The organism is Bradyrhizobium sp. USDA 4354 (assembly GCF_054060315.1).
Window position 1 is genome coordinate 657,094 of the sequence record NZ_JBSSDC010000001.1, and the last position, 18,961, is coordinate 676,054.

The window sequence follows — 18,961 nt, forward strand, 5'->3', positions numbered from 1 at the left end:
GTGAATGACCCCGGCAGAAATGAGTGGAGAAGGCGGCGGGATCGCCGCCCTCTCCGGTCGTGCGATGAGCGTCAGATCGGGATCAGGAGCCCGAACCGAGGCACTTGTTGGTCTTGGTGTTGAAGTTGCCGCACTTCTTGCCGACCCAGTCGCCGATCAGGTCCTTGGAGCCGTCGAGCTCCTTCGACCAGGCATCGCCCGCGACGAGGCCGGGAGTCTTCCAGACCACGTCGAACTGACCGTTGCCCTTAATCTCGCCGATGAACACCGGCTTGGTGATGTGGTGGTTCGGCAGCATCTTCGACACGCCACCGGTCAGGTTCGGCGCCTCGATGCCAGGCAGTGCATCGATCACCTTGTCCGGATCGGTCGACTTCACCTTCTCGACCGCCTTCACCCACATGGCGAAGCCGATCACATGCGCTTCCATGGGGTCATTGGTCACGCGCTTCGGGTTCTTGGTGTAGGCCTGCCAGTCCTTGATGAACTTCTCGTTCGATCCGTCCTTGGTCTTGATCGACTGGAAGTAGTTCCAGGCGGCGAGATGGCCAACCAGCGGCTTGGTGTCGATGCCGGCGAGCTCTTCCTCACCCACCGAGAAAGCGACCACCGGGATGTCCTTCGCCTTGATGCCTTGGTTGCCGAGCTCCTTGTAGAAGGGAACGTTGGCGTCGCCGTTGATGGTCGAGACCACCGCGGTCTTCTTGCCGGCCGAGCCGAACTTCTTGATGTCGGCCACGATCGTCTGCCAGTCGGAGTGACCGAACGGCGTGTAGTTGATCATGATGTCTTCCTGGGCGACACCCTTCGACTTCAGATAGGCTTCCAGGATCTTGTTGGTGGTGCGCGGATAGACGTAGTCGGTGCCCGCGAGCACCCAGCGCTTCACCTTCTCTTCCTTCATCAGATAGTCGACGGCGGGGATCGCCTGCTGGTTCGGCGCCGCGCCGGTGTAGAACACATTGCGCTCGCTCTCCTCGCCCTCGTACTGCACGGGGTAGAACAGGATGTTGTTCAGCTCCTTGAACACCGGGAGCACCGACTTGCGCGACACCGAGGTCCAGCAGCCGAACACGACCGAGACCTTGTCCTTGGTGATCAGCTCGCGGGCCTTTTCGGCGAACAACGGCCAGTTCGACGCGGGGTCGACGACAACGGCCTCCAGCTTCTTGCCGAGCACGCCGCCCTTCTTGTTCTGCTCGTCGATCAGGAAGAGGATGGTGTCCTTCAGCGTGGTTTCGCTGATCGCCATGGTGCCGGACAGGGAGTGGAGCACGCCGACCTTGATGGTGTCGTCCGCAGCCTTCGCGCCAGTCAATGAAGCCAGACCAAGCACCAGTCCGGCAGTCGCGGCGAGCACGCCGCGGCGGCTAAATGACGCCGCTATATCGTGAGTGGATTTGCTAAACATGAGTGTCTCATCTCCCTGACGCAGACGTGAAAACGGTGCGAAACGGCCCCACGGCCGCCTGCGATTAACGGAATCGCAAGAACCATGCCATGGACTGAACACCCGTCAACCCATTGAATTTGCTTACACAAACGCCAGAAATCAAAGTTTCGACGCAGTCAGATCGCCTAGATTATAGGCAATCGAAATGTATGCGAAAGCGGCAGGCAGGTTATTTTCTAAGCAGAATGCCGAATCTGGCTAAATTTCCGGCATCACTATTTCTGCACCGCAATCACTATTTCAGGCGGAGCCTGCCTTGAAAGTGCCCCCTCGATGTTCCATATCAACGGCTGAGACCCCTTGCGAATCAAGGGGTCGTAGCGAGCCGCGTGTTCTTAAGCCCTCTACGGGCCTCTGGCTTGCCCCATATCTCCCAAGCCATCCGACACCCTAAACACGCAGGTGTCTTCTCGACACCCTTTTGCGCGCGCCGCGCTGAATGCGCCGGGCGCCCGCTTTTGACATGGAAAGAACCCTCTTTTGACTTCGTTTCAGGACTTCGGCCTCGCCGAACCCATCGCACGCGCTCTTCGTGAAGAGAATTACGTCACCCCCACCCCGATCCAGGCCCAGACCATCCCGCTGGCGCTGACCGGCCGCGACGTCGTCGGCATCGCCCAGACCGGCACCGGCAAGACCGCGTCCTTCGCGCTGCCGATTCTGCATCGTCTGCTCGAGAACCGCATCAAGCCGCAGCCCAAGACCGCACGCGTCCTGGTGCTGTCGCCCACCCGCGAGCTGTCCGGCCAGATCCTCGACAGCTTCAACGCCTATGGCCGCCACATCCGCCTGTCCTCGACCCTTGCCATCGGCGGCGTGCCGATGGGCCGCCAGGTCCGCGCCCTGATGCAGGGGGTCGAGGTTCTGGTCGCTACCCCCGGGCGGCTACTCGATCTCGTGCAGAGCAACGGCTTGAGGCTTTCAAGCGTTGAGTTCCTCGTGCTCGACGAGGCCGACCGCATGCTCGACATGGGCTTCATCAACGACATCCGCAAAATCGTCGCCAAGCTGCCGATCAAGCGGCAGACGCTGTTCTTCTCGGCCACCATGCCGAAGGACATCGCCGAGCTCGCCGATTCCATGCTGCGCGATCCCGCCCGCGTCGCGGTGACCCCAGTGTCCTCGACCGCCGAGCGGATCAACCAGCGCATCCTCCAGGTCGACTTCTCGGCCAAGCCCGCCTTCCTGACCAAGCTGCTGCAGGACGAGCCGATCAACCGCGCACTGGTCTTCACCCGTACCAAGCATGGCGCCGACAAGGTGGTGAAGACACTGGCCAAGGCCGGCATCGCCGCCAACGCCATCCACGGCAACAAGTCGCAGAATCACCGCGAGCGCACGCTCGCCCAGTTCCGCTCGGGCGAGATCCGCACCCTGGTCGCCACCGACATCGCCGCCCGCGGCATCGACGTCGACGGGATCAGCCACGTGATCAATTTCGACCTGCCCAACGTGCCGGAAACCTACGTCCACCGCATCGGCCGCACCGCGCGCGCCGGCGCCGACGGCACCGCGATCTCGCTGGTCGCGGGCGGCGAGGAACTCAGCTATCTCCGCGACATCGAGCGGCTGATCCGCGTGGGGCTGCCGCGGGAGGACCACCGCACCGACGCCGGCCGCCGCGATGCCGGGCCCGCCCCGTCGCAGCAACGACAGGGCCGGCCGGGCGGCCGCCCGGGCCAGCGCCCGCAAGGCGCGCGGCATGGTGACGGGCGGCGTGCCGACGAAAGGCATGCCGACGGGCGCCACCATAGTGCCGGGAAGCAAGGCGACGGCAGGCACGGCGAAGGCCGGCACGCCGAGGCAAGGCATGCTGACGGACGGCCCGGCAGTGGCCCGAATGCCTCGAAGGGTTCTCGCCGCCGCCGCTCCGGTGGTAAGATGCATTCATCGCCTGCCGACCGTCCGGAACAGCGTTCCGCGCATAGCGCCGGGGCGCCTGATGGGATACAAGGCGTTGCCTTTTTGCGCCGCGAGAGTCGGCCAAACAGCCAACAGAACCGCAAACCCTATTCGCACTAGCCGTCCACGACCTGGAGACATTCATGGCTAAGGAAGAGCTGATCCAGTTCGAAGGACTGGTCACCGAAATCCTCCCCGACGCCCGCTACCGCGTGCAGCTCGACGCCGGACACGAGATCGTTGCCTACACCGCCGGCAAGATGAAGAAGAACCGCATCAAGACGCTCGCGGGCGACCGCGTGACGGTGGAGATGTCGCCCTACGACCTCGAGAAGGGCCGGCTGATTTTCCGCCACAAGGACGAACGTCCCAGCACGGCGGGCGGACCGCCCCGTCCCGGACAGCGCGGCGGCCAGTTCCGCCGCCGCTAGTCGGCCGCGGCGTGGGGCACGCGATAAAATTCCGACTGCATGTTGATCCGCCGTTGACACCACGGCGGATCAAAAAATCGTGCATGTCCGGATTGTTTCGGACCCCTGTTTCCGATAAAATGAATTAATCGATTTTCGGCCGGACGACATTAGCATCCACCGGTACAGCCGGTTCAGACACGCTGACGACCCTTCCAGAAATTCGATCTAACCCGCCCGCGCGAGCGGGCTCTGACATTGTGTTATCTGAGAAGGGACTATCCCCATGAGCATGGGAACCGTGAAGTGGTTTAACGCGACCAAAGGCTTCGGCTTCATTCAGCCCGACGACGGCGGCCAGGACGTGTTCGTTCACATCAGCGCCGTGGAGCGCGCCGGTCTCGGCTCGCTGCGCGAAGGCCAGAAGATCTCCTACGAGATCGTGGCCGACCGCCGCTCCGGCAAGTCGGCGGCGGACAACCTCCGCGCCGCGGGCTGAGCCCGCCGGGCTCTTGGCCCCGATCGGATCGAGCGAGCCAGACCAAGCAAAAAGGCCGTGCGCGACGCACGGCCTTTTATTTTAGGGGCACGCATACTGTACGCCGCCGTCGTTGTAGGGAATGCATGCGACCTGGCGCGGCCGTGTGTAGGACTGATCGCTCAGCGTTATGCTCGACTTCAACATGTAGCCGACAGTCGGCGTGTAAGTGTAGTTCGCCTCGCTGAGTATGAGGTTAGTCGACGGAACCAGGAGCGACGGTGGAATCATTGCGGTGACCTTGTCGCCGGCCTTCCGAACCGAGGTCGCCAATGTGGCTTGCGGCGCGCCGCTCGCAATGGTGCCCGCCTTGCTCCACAGGACCGTGGCGATACTGTTGGCATCGATCGAGATCGCGGAGATCGTGCCCTTCACGAGCGCAGCGTCGTACGGCATGATGACCGAGATGCTTGCCGTGAAGGTATCCCTCATGTCGTCGCTATCGAGTGTGGTCGACTGAGACGTCAGGTCCGATAGCGTCCGCGCAATCAACGTAACCTTGCGGTCGATCGCCACGGCGGACGAAAATTCGACGGTGCCGAAGAACATGACCAGCATCAGCGGTACGATGACCGCGAATTCGGTCGCCGCGAGCGCGCGCTTGTCGGCGACGAAGTCGCGCACGGCGCAACGTGCATCCCTCCAGATATTCGCAATCGCCTGCATCGGTCCGCTCAGATCCATCTGTCTCAGAAAGGTTCGTTCTTGAACGCCACGGTCGCCACCATCAGCCGCTTGTTGCTGCACCCCGCGTTGTAGCCGAGACCGGTGACGAAGAGCGGCCACTGATAGAACAGGCGCACCACGACGACCTGGCCGGAGGACCCGGCACTATACTGCATGCCGCTTGGGTTGAAGTTGCAGGAATTTCCATAGCTGGTGAGGCTTAGCGATCCGAAGGAGCCGGTGCTGACGACGTCGACGTAGAGCTTGCTGCAATCGAACAGCGCCGGGATCTTGGAGCAGACAAAGGTCTTGAACGTCGTCTGATCGCATGCCGAGACCGAATTAGGCGTGGTCTGGCAGGCCGCCACCGAGCCGCTCTGTGCCTGCGCCTGGCCGGTCAGAATCGCACGCGCGGAGTCCTGCGCGATGGTCTCGAGCACCTGGCTCGAGAAGAACATCAGCGCCGTCTCGATGATCGCGAACAGCAGCCCGAAGAACATCGGTGCGACCAGCGCAAACTCGACGGCTGCGGAGCCGCGGCGGTTGCCGCGAAACCGGGCCAGCGCTTTCCGGAGCGTGAACCTCGTAGGTGCAGGCGATGGCATCTCGTCAAATTCCCCAGCAACGGGCGATCATCTGCCCGTTCAATAGCGGAAACTGATTGTCTAATTGTTTCAGGCGATCCGCATCCGGCGGACCGCGCCGTTAGGAATGCGTTAACCAGGCGCGCCCCGAAGCAGACGGAAACACGACGCGCGCGGAGAGGCGCCGTCCTCGAACCCGTAAACGGCCTGACGGGATCCTGCCCCGGTAGACCCGCCGGTCGGCTAATTGGATTTGGCGGCCGCGCCGGCACCGCCACTGGCGCTGCTGCTCAGCGAACCGGCCTGGCTCATCGTGTTGTTGAAGTAGGTGTCGCTGTCGCCGAGCGTCACGCGACGCTGGCAGAGCGGTACGCAGCTGTAGGACTCGCGCTCGATCCCGCGATAGACGGTGACGAGCCGGTCGCTCGGACCTTCGACCTGGATCTGGCGGTCGACCAGAATCTCGCCGCCCCGATCGAGCGCGATGAAGTTGGTGGCCCCATAGCCCTTCCCGGTCACGACGATCATGCCGCCCGGCTGGAGCGTGACATCGGCGATCAGGGGATTGCCGACCACGATGGTCGCCACCTTGCCGGGCAGCCGTACCAGCTTGGCCTGGTCGACATTGACGGCGATGATGTCGGCGGTGGGCTCGGCAAGGCCAGCGGCCGGCCATGCCAGCACCGCAGCCGCACCCAGAAGACAAACGCGCGCAAGCCGGCGCAGCAATTCTTTACGCATACTCATAACCCCCGGGACGTCACAAACCGGCAGAAGCAACTCGACGCGGCGGAGCCGGTGCCCGACCCGGCTAACCTGCCTTTAATTCGTGAACGTTCCGCAAACTCGCCGACTATTGTTTGAACGGACTGGCATTTGCGGGTCTCGCCATCCCTCCTAATGGCGGAACGGATAGGCGAGCTGGCCCCCGATCTCCTTCGGCATGGTCGCTTCGTCCTTGCCGTAATCCTGCGGCAGCCTGCCCTTTGGCATGCGGAAGGTGCCGAACAGCACGTCCCAGATCGGGAACGTCCCGGCGAAATTGGTGTCGCCGCCCTCGTCGAGCGAAGTGTGGTGCCAGCGGTGGAACACCGGCGTCGCCAGCAGGTATTTGAACGGTCCGAAGGTCCAGTTCAGGTTGGCGTGCACGAAGGCCGAATGAAAGGTGGTGAACGGGCCGACCCAGATCATGACGTTCGGGGAGATACCGGCCATCAGCAGCACGACGTCGACGCTGACCGTCCCAAGCAAGAGATTGACGGGATGGAAACGGGCCGCGGAGATCCACCCGATCTCCTCCGACGAATGATGGATGGCATGGTACTTCCAGAAGCCGCCGTCGTGGAAAAGCCGGTGCAGCCAGTACAGCATGAAATCGGACAGCACCAGGAACAGCAAGGCCTGCACCCACAGAGGCAGCTGCGCCAGCGGACCATGGCCATTGTCGTAGAAGGCGATGAGTTCGTCGGCGTCGTGGATGTTGAAGACGGCCCCGGCGCCGACGATCAGAAGTCCGATCCGCATGGTGCGAGCGAACACCGGAACGAAGAACCAGTAGCAGATGTCGGTGACGATCTCCCGCTTGCGCCACCACGGCGCGCCGGGATTGCAGGCCCAGAAATGCTCCAGCACGGTGAAGACGGCTGCGAGCAGGAAGGTGACGGGGATCACCTTCACGATGGTCTCGCCAAGCATCAAGGCGACTTGCATGGGCAGGCTCGACATCGTCGCCTCTTTTGCGAACTCCAGCGTTGCTTAGGCCTACTCCGCGAAATTTAAGGGAGGGTGAAGCAGGCGCCGCGCTGCCGATGCATCCGGAACCGGAACGAATTGCAGCTGCCGTCTTAAGGCGAAATTCACTCTGGGCAAAAGCATCGCGCCGGGCCTGGGTTTACCCGATCGAATTAACTCTACCGAAAGAGCTCGGCTCTCATGGTCATCGCGTCAAAGACAGCGCCGAACGAGGCGATCCCACCCAGACGGAGTATTGTTCATGAAGAACTTGATTGCGCGTTTCGCGAAGGATGAATCCGGCGCCACCGCCATCGAATACGGTCTGATCGCCGCCGGCATCGCGCTGGCCATCATCACCGTCGTCAACAATCTCGGCACCACGCTGAACGCCAAGTTCACCTCGATCAGCACGTCGCTGAAGTAAGCGACCGACGAGCGACGGCAAAAGCCCCGGGCCCTCCGGGGCCTTTGTTTTTCTGAAGACGGCGAGTTCCAGTGGCGTTGCGCAAGTTCAGAACCGATACCGCGGTCGCGGCGCACGAGGCGGAGGCGGCACAGGCCAGTTCGCCGGCCTATTGGATTTGCCTTGCGCTGCTGCTTGCGACGGTCGCACTCGCGGCGCGCATTGCCAGCTTCTGGTGAAGGCGCATTCGGCGGCCTCGGCCGCGCGCCCCTGCCGCCGTTGTCGGTTTGTTTAGCACTGCGCGCTAGCATCCGGCGACGCCAGCTCCCGCGGCAAACCCAGGCCTCAAGACGCAGCCCATGATCCTCGACCTTGCGCGCCTTCTGCTCTTCCCGGCCCTGATGGCATTCGCCGCCGCGAGCGATCTCTTCACGATGACCATCTCGAACCGCGTGTCGCTGGCGCTGGTGGCAGGCTTCTTCGCGCTCGCCCTCGCCGGTGGCATGGCACCTTACGAGATGCTGAGTCATGTCGGCGCCGGTGCGCTTCTCCTGGTCGTGGCCTTCACCTGCTTTGCGATGGGCTGGGTGGGCGGCGGCGACGCCAAGGTCGCGGCGTCCGTCGCGCTCTGGTTCGGCTTTGCGCATCTGATGAACTTCCTGCTCTACGCCTCGCTGTTCGGCGGCGCCCTGACGCTGCTCCTGCTCCAGTTCCGGCAATGGCCGCTGCCGTACGGGCTGGCGGGTCAGGCCTGGCTCGCACGGCTGCACGCCAAGGAGAGCGGCATTCCCTACGGCATTGCGCTCGCGCTCAGCGCATTGATGGTCTACCCGGAGACCGAATGGGTGAAGGCGATCGACCTCGCTCACCTCGCGCTGCGCTGAACGCACCGGGTAAACCCGGCGTTAAGGCGATTTAGATACGCCTCATTAACCATGCTTTGACGAATAGCTGGTCAACTGCCGATTACGGCGGCGGCAGCGTCGCGGCGTATTGTTGGAAAGTTGAAGCGTATGAATAGGGCACGCATTGTCGTCCTGACGGTCGCCATCTGCGCCGGCGGCGTCGCCGCGTACCTGGCGAGCGGCACCGACAATTCTGCGCCGCCTCCGCTTCCGGTCGCGCAGCTACCGACCGTCGACGTCCTCGTGGCCAAGAACGACATCGGCCTCGGCCAGACCGTGAAGCCGGAAGACGTGCAATGGCAGACCTGGCCGACCGCAACTGCCAGCGCCACTTTCATCCGCCGCAGCGAGCGCCCCGACGGTGCGACCCAGGTGGCCGGTTCGATCGCGAGGGCTCCGTTCATTCAGGGTGAGCCGATCCGCGACCAGAAGCTGGTCAAGGCCGAAGGCTCCGGCTTCATGGCGGCAATCCTGCCCACCGGCATGCGGGCGATCTCGACCGAGATCTCGCCGGAGACCGGCGCAGGCGGCTTCATCCTGCCCAACGATCGCGTCGACGTCCTGCTCACGCGCCGGTTGAAGAACCCGGACCAGAGCAGCGGCGCCCCCGACGTCGTCACCTCCGAGATCATCCTGGCCAATATCCGCGTCCTCGCCATCGACCAGGCGCCCAAGGAGAAGGACGGCCAGAACGCGGTGGTCGGCAAGACCGTCACCCTCGAGCTCAATCCCGCGCAGACCGCAACGCTCTCCGCGGCGCGGCAGAGCGGCACGCTGTCGCTGGCGCTGCGCAGCATCGTCGACGTCAAGATGAGCGAAATCACGCTCGATGACTCCGCGCAGAAGCGGGACGGTGTTTCGATCATCCGCTACGGCATTCCCAGTCAGACGGCTAAGGCACGATGAAGACAGTCGACATCAAATGCAGGGCAGGTTCGGCGACGATGCGAACCTCACTGGTCCGCGCCCTGTCGTTTTCGGCCGCCCTCGCGCTGGCGCTCAACCCGGCGATCACTCCGGTGGTAGCCGCCGATTACCGCCCCGTGGTGCCGGCCGCGGTGGACGGCCAGATCAACGCGCGCTTCCTCTCGCTCGGCGTCGGCAAATCCATCGTGATCGACCTGCCGCGCGACATCAAGGACGTGCTGGTCGCCGATCCCAAGATCGCCAATGCGGTGGTCCGCTCCGCGCAGCGCGCCTATATCATCGGCGCCGCGGTCGGCCAGACCAACATCGTGTTCTTCGATTCCGCCGGTCAGCAGATTGCGGCCTATGACATCGCGGTCAAGCGCGACCTCAACGGCGTAAGGGCCGCGCTGAAGCAGGTCCTGCCCAATGCCGACATCCAGATCGACGGCCTCGGCGATGGCATCGTCCTGACCGGCACGGCCGCCAACCCGATGGAAGCGCTGCAGGCCAACGATCTCGCCGCGCGCCTGGCCGGCGGCGCCGACAAGGTGGTGAACTCGATCGTGGTGCGCGGCCGCGACCAGATCATGCTCAAGGTGACGGTGGCGGAAGTCCAGCGCAGCATCATCAAGCAGCTCGGCATCGACCTGACCGCCAACCTCAACTACGGCACGTCGGTGGTGAGCTTCACCAATTCGAACCCGTTCACGGCACTCGGCAAGAACCTCGTGGACGGCAACAACCTGACCACGAAGTTCGGCGCCGCGCCGTCGGTGCAGGCCACCCTGCGCGCGATGGAGACCGCCGGCGTCATCCGCACGCTGGCCGAACCGAACCTGACCGCGATCTCAGGTGAATCGGCAACGTTCATCGCCGGCGGCGAATTCCCGGTCCCGGCAGGCTATGCCTGCGATCCCGTCACGCATGTCTGTACCACCCAGATCAGCTTCAAGAAGTTCGGCATCTCGCTCAACTTCACGCCGGTGGTGCTGAGCGAGGGCAAGATCAGCTTGCGCGTGATGACGGAAGTCTCGGAGCTGTCGAACGAGAATTCAATCACGCTGTCTCAGGCCGTGAGTTCGACGTCGGTGAACTCGCTGACGGTGCCCTCGATCAGGACTCGCCGCGCCGAGACCTCGCTGGAAATTCCCTCCGGCGGCGCGATGGCGATGGCCGGCCTGATCCAGCAGCAGACCAAGCAGGCGATCAGCGGATTGCCGGGACTGATGCAGCTCCCGATCCTGGGCACGCTGTTCCGCAGCCGTGACTTCGTCAACAACGCGACCGAGCTGGTCGTGATCGTGACGCCCTACGTCGTTCGCGCGGTGGCACCGAAGGATCTGTCGCGGCCGGATGACGGCTTCGCCCCGCCCGCGGATCCGCAGGCCCAGCTGATCGGCAATATCAACCGGCTCTACGGCGTGCCCGGACGGACCGAACCGGCCAAGAACTACCGCGGCACCTACGGCTTCATCACCGACTGAGGCGGAACGGGGACTTCACGATGATCACAAGACCACCCCAGCTTCGCAAACGCGCCATCCGCCTCGGTGGCGCGCTCGTCGGCATGGCGCTCGTGCTCGGCGGCTGCCAGCACGACGAAGTCGTCACCGCCTCCATTCCCGACGATTACAAGCAGCGCCATCCGATCGCGGTCGAGGAGCAGAATCGCTCGATCGTCGTCTTCGTCGGCCATGCCCGCGGCGGCTTGACCGCCGCCCAACGCGCCGACGTGATGGGGGTTGCATCGGCATGGCTGCACGAAGGCACCGGCGCCATTCGCATCGACGTGCCGTCCAATACGCCCAATGCTCGTCCGGTCGCGGACACGATGCGTGAGATCCAGGCGATGCTGGCGGCGGCAGGCGTTCCGCCGCGCGGCGTCAGCGTTCACCCGTACCAGCCGGAAGACAAGCGTTTCCTGCCGCCGATCCGGCTCACCTATTCCAAGATCGCGGCGGTCGCCGGTCCCTGCGGCCTGTGGCCGGAGGACATCGGCCCCTCGATGAAGAACAAGCGCTGGTTCGAGAACAAGGACTATTACAATTACGGCTGCGCCTATCAGCGCAACCTCGCGGCCATGGTCGACAATCCTTCGGACCTCGAGCAGCCGCGGCCCGAAACTCCGTCATACACGCCGCGGCGCATCACCGGTCTCGAGAAGTATCGCAAGGGAACGACGACGGCGACCACCTATCCTGAGGCCGACAGGGCCAAACTCAGCGACACCGGCAAATGATCAGCTACGCGCGCCAGACACAAGAAGAGCAGCCGGCAGCAGTTCCTACGCCGGTCGAGGAGCATATTGCGCCCGCGCCGCGCGTCTCGGTCCAGGCCTTCTGCGAGACCGTGGAGACTGCCGCCGCCGTACAGTCAGCCGGCGAGGATCGCCGTCTCGGCAAGGCCCATCTGAAGATCCAGATGGGCGGCATGGCTGCCGCAATCGAGGCCTACCGCTCGGCCCCCACGCCAAACGTGATCGTGCTCGAGAGCGACGGCCGCAGCGATCTCTTGGGCGGGCTCGACCAGCTCGCCACCGTCTGCGACGCCGGCACCCGCGTGGTCGTGATCGGCCGCATCAACGACGTCACGCTCTATCGCGAGCTGGTTCGCCGCGGCGTCAGCGATTACGTGCTCGCGCCGGTCGGTGCGATCGACATCGTGCGATCGATCTGCAACCTGTTCTCGGCGCCGGAAGCCAAGGCGGTCGGCCGCATCATCGCCGTGGTCGGCGCCAAGGGCGGCGTCGGGGCTTCCACCATTTCCCACAACGTCGCCTGGGCGATCGCGCGCGACCTCGCGATGGACGCCGTCGTCGCCGACCTCGACCTCGCCTTCGGCACCGCGGGGCTCGACTACAACCAGGATCCGCCGCAGGGCATTGCCGACGCCGTGTTCTCGCCGGACCGCGTCGACACGGCTTTCATCGACCGCCTGCTGTCGAAATGCACCGACCATCTCAGCCTGCTGGCGGCGCCCGCCACGCTCGACCGGGTCTATGATTTCGGCACCGACGCTTTCGACGCCGTGTTCGACACGCTGCGCTCCACCATGCCCTGCATCGTGCTCGACGTTCCGCATCAATGGTCGGGCTGGACCAAGCGCGCCTTGATCGGAGCGGACGACATCCTGATCGTGGCCGCGCCCGACCTCGCCAATTTGCGCAATACCAAGAACCTGTTCGATCTGTTGAAGGCCGCGCGCCCCAACGACCGGCCGCCGCTCTACTGCCTGAACCAGGTCGGCGTGCCGAAACGGCCCGAAATCGCCGCCGCGGAGTTCGCCAAGGCGATCGAGAGCCAGCCGGTCGTCTCGATCCCGTTCGAGCCGCAGATCTTCGGCTCGGCGGCCAACAACGGCCAGATGATCGCGGAGATCTCCGCCAACCACAAGTCGATCGAGATGTTCCTGCAGATCGCCCAGCGCCTGACCGGCCGCAGCGAGACCAAGAAACAAAAGTCGTCCCTGCTTTCACCTCTGATTGAGAAGTTGCGGGGAAGATAAGCCGCCGCATGGAGTTGTTAAGTGTTCGGTAAGCGTAGCGGAACAGACACCGACTTTCGGGCGCCAAAGCCCGGTGCCGTGTCGCTCGAGCCTGCCCAGGCTCAGGCGCCGACGGTGTCGCGCGCCCCGCCTCCGCCGGCCGTCGCCTCGCCGCCGCTTGCTCCCGCCAAGGCTCCGCCACCTCCGGCCATGGAGAGCCGGCGTTCGGATAATTATTACGAGGTCAAGGCGACCATCTTCGGCGCACTGATCGAAGCCATCGACCTTGCCCAGCTCGCCAAGCTCGATTCGGAGTCCGCGCGCGAGGAAATCCGCGACATCGTCAACGAGATCATCGCGATCAAGAACATCGTGATGTCGATCGCCGAGCAGGAGGAGCTGCTCGACGACATCTGCAACGACGTCCTCGGCTACGGCCCGCTCGAACCGCTGTTGTCGCGCGACGACATCGCCGACATCATGGTCAATGGCGCCAATACGGTCTACATCGAGGTCGGCGGCAAGATCCAGCGGACCGGCATCCGCTTCCGCGACAACCAACAGCTTCTCAACATCTGCCAGCGCATCGTCAGCCAGGTCGGCCGGCGCGTCGACGAATCCTCGCCGATTTGCGACGCGCGCCTTGCCGACGGCTCCCGCGTCAACGCCATCGTGCCGCCGCTGTCGATCGACGGCCCCACGCTCACCATCCGCAAATTCAAGAAGGACAAGCTGACGCTGGATCAGCTCGTCAGGTTCGGCGCGATCACGCCGGAGGGCGCCGAGATCCTCCAGATCATCGGTCGCGTCCGCTGCAACGTGCTGATTTCCGGCGGTACCGGCTCGGGCAAGACCACCCTGCTCAACTGCCTCACCAATTACATCGAGCACGACGAGCGCGTCATCACCTGCGAGGACGCCGCCGAGCTCCAGCTTCAGCAGCCCCACGTGGTGCGGCTGGAAACCCGTCCGCCCAACATCGAGGGCGAGGGCCAGGTCACCATGCGCGAGTTGGTGCGCAACTGCCTGCGTATGCGGCCCGAACGCATCATCGTCGGCGAGGTCCGCGGACCCGAGGCCTTCGACCTGCTCCAGGCCATGAACACCGGCCATGACGGGTCGATGGGCACGCTGCACGCCAACAATCCGCGCGAGGCGCTGTCGCGCTGCGAATCCATGATCACGATGGGCGGCTTCTCGCTGCCCTCTCGCACCATCCGCGAGATGATCTGCGCCTCGATCGACGTCATCATCCAGGCCGCGCGCCTGCGCGACGGCTCCCGCCGCATCACCCACATCACCGAGGTGATGGGCATGGAAGGTGACACCATCATCACCCAGGACATCTTCCTCTACGACATGGTCGGCGAGGACGCCAACGGCAAGATCATCGGCCGGCACCGCTCGACCGGCATCGGCCGTCCGAAGTTCTGGGAACGCGCCCGTTATTACGGCGAGGAGAAGCGCCTTGCCGCGGCGCTCGACGCGGCGGAAGTCGCGCCGAAGACGTGAGCAGGTCAGCAGCGCCATGAACATGCAGGTCCTCGCCCTCGCCTTCCTCGCCACCGCAGCGGTCGGTGGCATCGCCTGGGTCTTCCTCTACCCGCTGCTGTCCGGGGAGCGAAAGGCGGAAAGCCGGCGCGCCTCGGTCGCGCGCGCCGAGGCGCCCACGGTCCGTCAGGCCGAGAAGACCCAGCGCTCGCGCCGTGAGCAGGTCGAGACCACGCTCAAGGACCTCGAGGCGCGGCGCGCGCAGGAGAAGACCGTTCCGCTCAGCGTCCGCCTGTCGCAGGCGGGGCTTGACTGGACGCCGCAAAAATTCTGGATCGTGTCCGCCGTCGTGGCGGGCGTGTTTTTCGCGGTCGCTCTGTTCGCCGGCGGCGGCCTGATCGGCGCCGCCGGTCTCGCCTTTGCCGGCGGCTTCGGCCTGCCGCGCTGGGCACTCGGCTTCCTGAAGACACGTCGCGAAACCAAGTTCCTGGCTGCGCTGCCCGACGCGGTCGACGTGATCGTCCGCGGCATCAAGGCGGGCCTTCCCCTGTTCGAATCGATCAAGGTCGTGGCCGCCGATGCGCCCGAGCCGCTGCGCAGCGAGTTCCTGACCATCATCGAGACGCAGGCGATCGGCATGCCGCTGGGCGAGGCCTGCGCGCGGCTCTACGAGCGCATGCCGCTGCCGGAGGCGAACTTCTTCGGCATCGTGATCTCGATCCAGCAGAAGTCGGGCGGCAACCTCTCGGAAGCACTCGGCAACCTCTCCAAGGTGCTGCGCGACCGCAAGAAGATGAAGGAGAAGATCCAGGCGATGTCGATGGAGGCCAAGGCCTCGGCCGGCATCATCGGCTCGCTGCCGCCGATCGTGATGTTCCTCGTCTATCTCACGACCCCGCACTACATCTCGCTGCTTTGGACCCACCCCACCGGCCAGCTCATGCTGGTCGGCTGTGTGATCTGGATGTCGATCGGCATCATGGTGATGAAGAAGATGATCAACTTCGATTTCTGACGGTGCCGTATGGTCGAGTTTCTCGTTTCGAAGCTACATGACGTCCGCTTCATGACCATGCTGCTCGCGGCCATCGCCGCGAGCGCCACCGTCTATACGCTGGTGATGCCGTTGTTCGCCGGCGAGGGCCTCTCCAAGCGCATGAAGGCGGTGGCAAGCGAGCGCGAGCGCATCCGGCAGCGCGAGCGAGAGCGTCTTAACAAGAGCGAGAAGGTCTCGCTGCGCCAAACGCCGAAGCAACTCGTCTCCAAGGTGGTCGAGGACTTCAACCTGACCAAATGGCTCGCGCAGGAAGCTGCGCGGGACAAGCTCATCATGGCAGGTTACCGCGGCCAGGCGCCCTATATCACCTTCCTGTTTGCCCGCATGGTCGCCCCGATCGTGCTCTTGATCGGCTCGGCCCTCTACGTCTTCGTGATCGGAAATATGCAGCAGGCGCTGCCGATCAAGATCGGCATCTGCGTCGGCGCTGCCTATCTCGGCCTCCAGGCGCCGATGCTGTTCCTCAGGAATGCGATCTCCAAGCGCCAGCTCTCGATCAAGCGTGCATTTCCCGACGCGCTCGACCTGCTCCTGATCTGCATCGAATCCGGCATGTCGGTGGAGATGGCATTCCGCAAGGTTGCGACCGAAATCGTGAGCCAGTCGATCGCGCTGTCGGAGGAATTCACCCTGACCACGGCCGAGCTGTCCTATTTGCAGGATCGCAAGGTCGCCTATGAAAATCTGGCACGGCGCACCGGGCTCGAGGGCGTCAAGTCGGTGTGTCTGGCGCTGCAGCAGGCGGAACGTTACGGCACCCCGCTCGGCCATTCCTTGCGCGTCATGGCGCAGGAGAATCGCGACATGCGCATGAACGAGGCCGAGAAGAAGGCGGCCGCTCTGCCGCCGAAGCTCACGGTGCCGATGATCCTGTTCTTCCTGCCGGTGCTGTTCGTTGTCATTCTCGGACCCACCGCCATCAAGGTCACGGAGATGCAATGAGCCGGGCTGGACCACACGGTCCGCCACCAAGGCCAGGAAGACAGATCTGATCAGTCGGGCTGGTTCAGCGAAGCAACCGGCGTCCGCTTCGGTGCGCCGCGCGGTGCGTCGCTGCGGCTGAGCATGTCCTTGAGATAGGCGACATTGGCCGCGGCCTGGTCTGGTGGCAGGTCCGCTTTCACGATGGTCTCCGCTTCCGCGAAGCGGCCCTGGAGACCGACGACCAAGGCGAGGTTCTGCCGCACCCGGGCGCTCGCACGCGGCGAGGCGTAGGCCTGCCGCAGCGCCTCTTCGGCCTTCGGCAGCTCTCTGGACAACATGTAGGACAGGCCGAGATTGGAGAGCACGCCGGGATCACCCGGTGTGATCTTCAGCGCGCTCGCGTAGTAGGATCGCGCCTCCTCATGACGGCCCATCTGGTCCAGCGCGGTGCCCTGCACCGAGAGCAGACGCCAATCCGGATTATCGGGCGAATGCGCCTTCGACAGAACGTCGTAAGCCTGCTGGAAATTGCCGTTATCGGCGAGTGCGCGGCCGTATTGGGCAAGCAGCGCCTTGTTGCCGGGATTGGCGATGGTCGCCTGCTCAAGCACGGCGGCGGCCTGGGCGCGCTGACCGTTGGCGCGCAGGGCCTGTCCGTAGGCGAGCGCGGCGTCGGCATCCCGGGGATTGGCGCGGTAGCGCTCGCCATAGACTTCGACGGCACGCGCTGGATCGGTGGGCGTACGATCGGCGGGAGCCGCCTCCGCCCGGGGGCCGACCGAGCCCGTCACCTCGGAGAGTTTCGACATGGCCGTGCAGCCGCCGAGGCCCATCGCCACCGTCGCGACCAGCGATGTGGAGGCAAGTAGCCGGGTAAGACTGATCCGTTGACGCATGACGTCTTGACTCTCGAGCCGCTCGATCGAGCCGAACGCGCCAGCAATAGAATGTTAACCCTAACGGCCGGTTAACGCCGTCTCAGGCCTACTGCTCTCACGGCGGCGATTGTTGCGGCGGCACTTCACCGCCGAGGTCCAGATCGAGGCCGAGCGTCTTCACCTGTTCGTCCAGGTCCCGCAGCAGTTGCAGCCGCTGACGCGCCCGCCGCCGAAGGTCGACGCGCTCGCAAGGCAGCCGCGGCAGTTGGCGCAGGAAGTCGTCACTGCTGATCAAACCCCTCCCGTAGAGCTCATCGAGCCGAGCGCGACCGATGCCGAGCACGTCGGCGGATTGCTCGATCAATCGGCCGAGCAGCGTTCTCACCGCCGCAAGCGCGTCGATGTCAGATCTCGGCGCGGACCTCGCGACCTTGCCTTCGAGCTCCGCCCAGGCATGCGACGAGACGACGTAGGTGTAGAGCGCATCGGCCCAGTTCGGCTCCACTTCATCGTAGAAGCTGCGGCGCATGAACAGCCGGCGGGTGATCGCCGCGACCTGATCCCGCTTCAACGAGCCGGATGATGCGACCTCGATCGCCGACTGGACGGCCGGATCACGGGAAAAGTCCCGCCCTGCCGGCAGCCTGATGACGCCGTCCGGCAGGTTCGAGTCGAGCGGCCTGAAGGCGGCATCATTGCGCAGCCTTGAATAGCGGGTGATCGCGAAACGGTGCTGCGTGCGGCCGGCACGGGATGCGGGGCCGAAATGGATGAGGTTGAAGCCGGCATCGTCGCCGGCTTGCCCGGTCGAGGATGGACATGAGAGCACGTAGATCGTGCGCCAGAGCGCCTCCCCGCTCTCGCTCGACGTCGCGCGCGGATCGGGGATGGAGTAGCGGGTCAGTCCCTCGACATGGCGATGACCGTGCAGAACCAGATCGACGTTGAGCGAGGTGGCGGCCTCGAGGAAGGTCGCGGGTGCGGCGAGATACATCAGCGGTTCGTCGGGCACGCCGAGAAAGCGCTTTCCTTCGCCGGTCGCCTGCGGCAGCGGATGATGGTGCAGGGCCAGCACGCGCACCAGATTTTCCGCCGGCTCGGCATAGTCGGCACGCCCCGCAGAACCTATGCTGCCCGCGAGCTCGGCGCTCAGCCGGGCGGAAGCTGCGACCATCCCTTTGTAAGCGCTCTCGTCGATCTTGCCGTTCGCGAGCGTCATGAGGCTCGCGCGATTGGAGTCGAGCAGCACCAGGTCGAGGCCTGCCTGCCGGTAATAGACACTCTTCGAGGTCCGCGGCAGGTGCAGATAATCGTAGGCGTCGTGACGGCCTGCACGCTGGCTCGGCCGCTTGACATCGCGATTGCCGGCAACGGCCTGGATGTCGGTGAACAGCCCGGTTTGCCGGAAAGACGCGATGACGGCGAGCGCCTCGTCGAGCGCGCGCGGCGTCGGGTCGTCCACCAGATCTCCCGTGATCAGCAGGATGCGATCGGGGACATCCGTGACGCCCGTCATCTTCTCGCGAATCGCGGCCGTGAGTGTCTCGATGGTCGGAAGCAGCCGACCCGACCCGTCCAGATGCAGGTCGGAAATCTGCGCAATAACAAACGATCTATCCATTTT

Annotated in this window: 20 protein-coding genes; 13 read left to right on the top strand and 7 right to left on the bottom strand. The window is 64.4% G+C overall.

Going from position 1 to position 18,961, the window contains the following annotated elements:
• Positions 1–82: 82 nt before the first annotated feature.
• Positions 83–1,411, bottom strand: coding sequence for an urea ABC transporter substrate-binding protein (urtA, locus tag ACVIIV_RS03155; RefSeq protein ID WP_212372357.1), 1,329 nt, complete (start codon positions 1,409–1,411; stop codon positions 83–85).
• A gap of 522 nt (positions 1,412–1,933) precedes the next feature.
• On the opposite strand from urtA, the gene ACVIIV_RS03160 reads away from it, so the two are divergent.
• From ACVIIV_RS03160 to ACVIIV_RS03170, 3 genes are all read left to right on the top strand, one after another.
• Positions 1,934–3,475, top strand: coding sequence for a DEAD/DEAH box helicase (locus ACVIIV_RS03160; RefSeq protein WP_456742866.1), 1,542 nt, complete (start codon positions 1,934–1,936; stop codon positions 3,473–3,475).
• 23 nt (positions 3,476–3,498) lie between these two features.
• Entirely contained in the window at positions 3,499–3,786 is a 288-nt protein-coding gene (gene infA, locus ACVIIV_RS03165) for a translation initiation factor IF-1 (RefSeq protein ID WP_024340539.1), read from the top strand.
• 265 nt (positions 3,787–4,051) lie between these two features.
• Entirely contained in the window at positions 4,052–4,264 is a 213-nt protein-coding gene (locus ACVIIV_RS03170) for a cold-shock protein (RefSeq protein ID WP_014439634.1), read from the top strand.
• Between the two features lie 81 nt (positions 4,265–4,345).
• On the opposite strand, the gene ACVIIV_RS03175 is transcribed toward ACVIIV_RS03170, so the two are convergent.
• From ACVIIV_RS03175 to ACVIIV_RS03190, 4 genes are all read right to left on the bottom strand, one after another.
• Positions 4,346–4,969 (bottom strand): TadE/TadG family type IV pilus assembly protein, encoded by a 624-nt coding sequence (locus ACVIIV_RS03175; protein ID WP_456742867.1) that lies wholly within the window; start codon positions 4,967–4,969, stop codon positions 4,346–4,348.
• Between the two features lie 23 nt (positions 4,970–4,992).
• Complete coding sequence (locus ACVIIV_RS03180; protein ID WP_456742868.1) at positions 4,993–5,574, bottom strand: TadE/TadG family type IV pilus assembly protein; 582 nt, start codon at positions 5,572–5,574, stop codon at positions 4,993–4,995.
• Positions 5,575–5,796: 222 nt separating this feature from the next.
• Entirely contained in the window at positions 5,797–6,294 is a 498-nt protein-coding gene (locus tag ACVIIV_RS03185) for a pilus assembly protein N-terminal domain-containing protein (RefSeq protein ID WP_456742869.1), read from the bottom strand.
• Positions 6,295–6,450: 156 nt separating this feature from the next.
• Positions 6,451–7,278, bottom strand: coding sequence for a sterol desaturase family protein (locus ACVIIV_RS03190; protein WP_456742870.1), 828 nt, complete (start codon positions 7,276–7,278; stop codon positions 6,451–6,453).
• Positions 7,279–7,546: 268 nt separating this feature from the next.
• Here ACVIIV_RS03190 and ACVIIV_RS03195 point away from each other — a divergent pair, with 268 nt between their 5' ends.
• From ACVIIV_RS03195 to ACVIIV_RS03240, 10 genes are all read left to right on the top strand, one after another.
• Positions 7,547–7,711 (top strand): Flp family type IVb pilin, encoded by a 165-nt coding sequence (locus ACVIIV_RS03195; protein WP_106941836.1) that lies wholly within the window; start codon positions 7,547–7,549, stop codon positions 7,709–7,711.
• A gap of 77 nt (positions 7,712–7,788) precedes the next feature.
• Positions 7,789–7,929: a hypothetical protein gene (locus tag ACVIIV_RS03200; RefSeq protein ID WP_456748926.1), complete on the top strand. Its 141-nt coding sequence runs from the start codon at positions 7,789–7,791 to the stop codon at positions 7,927–7,929.
• 120 nt (positions 7,930–8,049) lie between these two features.
• Complete coding sequence (locus ACVIIV_RS03205) at positions 8,050–8,574, top strand: A24 family peptidase (RefSeq protein WP_128940034.1); 525 nt, start codon at positions 8,050–8,052, stop codon at positions 8,572–8,574.
• 129 nt (positions 8,575–8,703) lie between these two features.
• Positions 8,704–9,501, top strand: coding sequence for a Flp pilus assembly protein CpaB (gene cpaB, locus ACVIIV_RS03210; protein WP_456742871.1), 798 nt, complete (start codon positions 8,704–8,706; stop codon positions 9,499–9,501).
• Positions 9,498–10,988: a type II and III secretion system protein family protein gene (locus tag ACVIIV_RS03215; protein WP_456742872.1), complete on the top strand. Its 1,491-nt coding sequence runs from the start codon at positions 9,498–9,500 to the stop codon at positions 10,986–10,988. The genes cpaB and ACVIIV_RS03215 overlap by 4 nt, the downstream gene beginning before the upstream one ends.
• Positions 10,989–11,008: 20 nt before the next feature.
• Positions 11,009–11,743 carry a CpaD family pilus assembly protein gene (locus ACVIIV_RS03220; RefSeq protein ID WP_456742873.1) on the top strand — a complete coding sequence of 245 codons (735 nt, stop codon included), beginning with the start codon at positions 11,009–11,011 and terminating at the stop codon, positions 11,741–11,743.
• Complete coding sequence (locus tag ACVIIV_RS03225; protein ID WP_456742874.1) at positions 11,740–13,008, top strand: AAA family ATPase; 1,269 nt, start codon at positions 11,740–11,742, stop codon at positions 13,006–13,008. The genes ACVIIV_RS03220 and ACVIIV_RS03225 overlap by 4 nt, the downstream gene beginning before the upstream one ends.
• A gap of 21 nt (positions 13,009–13,029) precedes the next feature.
• A complete protein-coding gene (locus ACVIIV_RS03230; RefSeq protein WP_456742875.1) occupies positions 13,030–14,499 on the top strand; it encodes a CpaF family protein in 1,470 nt (489 codons plus the stop codon).
• A gap of 16 nt (positions 14,500–14,515) precedes the next feature.
• The gene (locus ACVIIV_RS03235; RefSeq protein WP_456742876.1) at positions 14,516–15,493 is read left to right on the top strand and encodes a type II secretion system F family protein; all 978 of its coding nucleotides are present in this window, start codon (positions 14,516–14,518) and stop codon (positions 15,491–15,493) included.
• Positions 15,494–15,502: 9 nt separating this feature from the next.
• A complete protein-coding gene (locus tag ACVIIV_RS03240; protein ID WP_456742877.1) occupies positions 15,503–16,477 on the top strand; it encodes a type II secretion system F family protein in 975 nt (324 codons plus the stop codon).
• A gap of 50 nt (positions 16,478–16,527) precedes the next feature.
• Here ACVIIV_RS03240 and ACVIIV_RS03245 read toward each other — a convergent pair whose 3' ends face one another.
• Together ACVIIV_RS03245 and ACVIIV_RS03250 are read right to left on the bottom strand one after the other, a co-directional pair.
• The gene (locus tag ACVIIV_RS03245; protein WP_456742878.1) at positions 16,528–17,355 is read right to left on the bottom strand and encodes a tetratricopeptide repeat protein; all 828 of its coding nucleotides are present in this window, start codon (positions 17,353–17,355) and stop codon (positions 16,528–16,530) included.
• A 97-nt stretch (positions 17,356–17,452) separates the two neighbouring features.
• On the bottom strand, positions 17,453–18,958 hold the full coding sequence (locus tag ACVIIV_RS03250; RefSeq protein WP_456742879.1) for a metallophosphoesterase family protein: 1,506 nt from the start codon (positions 18,956–18,958) through the stop codon (positions 17,453–17,455).
• Between the last annotated feature and the right edge of the window lie 3 nt (positions 18,959–18,961).

Bases quoted from the DNA above. Each gene is read 5' to 3' on its own strand.
- urtA (WP_212372357.1), bottom strand. From the start codon at position 1,411: ATGTTTAGCAAATCCACTCACGATATAGCGGCGTCATTTAGCCGCCGC.
- infA (WP_024340539.1), top strand. From the start codon at position 3,499: ATGGCTAAGGAAGAGCTGATCCAGTTCGAAGGACTGGTCACCGAAATC.
- ACVIIV_RS03170 (WP_014439634.1), top strand. From the start codon at position 4,052: ATGAGCATGGGAACCGTGAAGTGGTTTAACGCGACCAAAGGCTTCGGC.
- ACVIIV_RS03175 (WP_456742867.1), bottom strand. From the start codon at position 4,969: ATGCAGGCGATTGCGAATATCTGGAGGGATGCACGTTGCGCCGTGCGC.
- ACVIIV_RS03180 (WP_456742868.1), bottom strand. From the start codon at position 5,574: ATGCCATCGCCTGCACCTACGAGGTTCACGCTCCGGAAAGCGCTGGCC.
- ACVIIV_RS03185 (WP_456742869.1), bottom strand. From the start codon at position 6,294: ATGCGTAAAGAATTGCTGCGCCGGCTTGCGCGCGTTTGTCTTCTGGGT.
- ACVIIV_RS03190 (WP_456742870.1), bottom strand. From the start codon at position 7,278: ATGTCGAGCCTGCCCATGCAAGTCGCCTTGATGCTTGGCGAGACCATC.
- ACVIIV_RS03195 (WP_106941836.1), top strand. From the start codon at position 7,547: ATGAAGAACTTGATTGCGCGTTTCGCGAAGGATGAATCCGGCGCCACC.
- ACVIIV_RS03205 (WP_128940034.1), top strand. From the start codon at position 8,050: ATGATCCTCGACCTTGCGCGCCTTCTGCTCTTCCCGGCCCTGATGGCA.
- cpaB (WP_456742871.1), top strand. From the start codon at position 8,704: ATGAATAGGGCACGCATTGTCGTCCTGACGGTCGCCATCTGCGCCGGC.
- ACVIIV_RS03215 (WP_456742872.1), top strand. From the start codon at position 9,498: ATGAAGACAGTCGACATCAAATGCAGGGCAGGTTCGGCGACGATGCGA.
- ACVIIV_RS03220 (WP_456742873.1), top strand. From the start codon at position 11,009: ATGATCACAAGACCACCCCAGCTTCGCAAACGCGCCATCCGCCTCGGT.
- ACVIIV_RS03225 (WP_456742874.1), top strand. From the start codon at position 11,740: ATGATCAGCTACGCGCGCCAGACACAAGAAGAGCAGCCGGCAGCAGTT.
- ACVIIV_RS03235 (WP_456742876.1), top strand. From the start codon at position 14,516: ATGAACATGCAGGTCCTCGCCCTCGCCTTCCTCGCCACCGCAGCGGTC.
- ACVIIV_RS03240 (WP_456742877.1), top strand. From the start codon at position 15,503: ATGGTCGAGTTTCTCGTTTCGAAGCTACATGACGTCCGCTTCATGACC.
- ACVIIV_RS03245 (WP_456742878.1), bottom strand. From the start codon at position 17,355: ATGCGTCAACGGATCAGTCTTACCCGGCTACTTGCCTCCACATCGCTG.
- ACVIIV_RS03250 (WP_456742879.1), bottom strand. From the start codon at position 18,958: ATGGATAGATCGTTTGTTATTGCGCAGATTTCCGACCTGCATCTGGAC.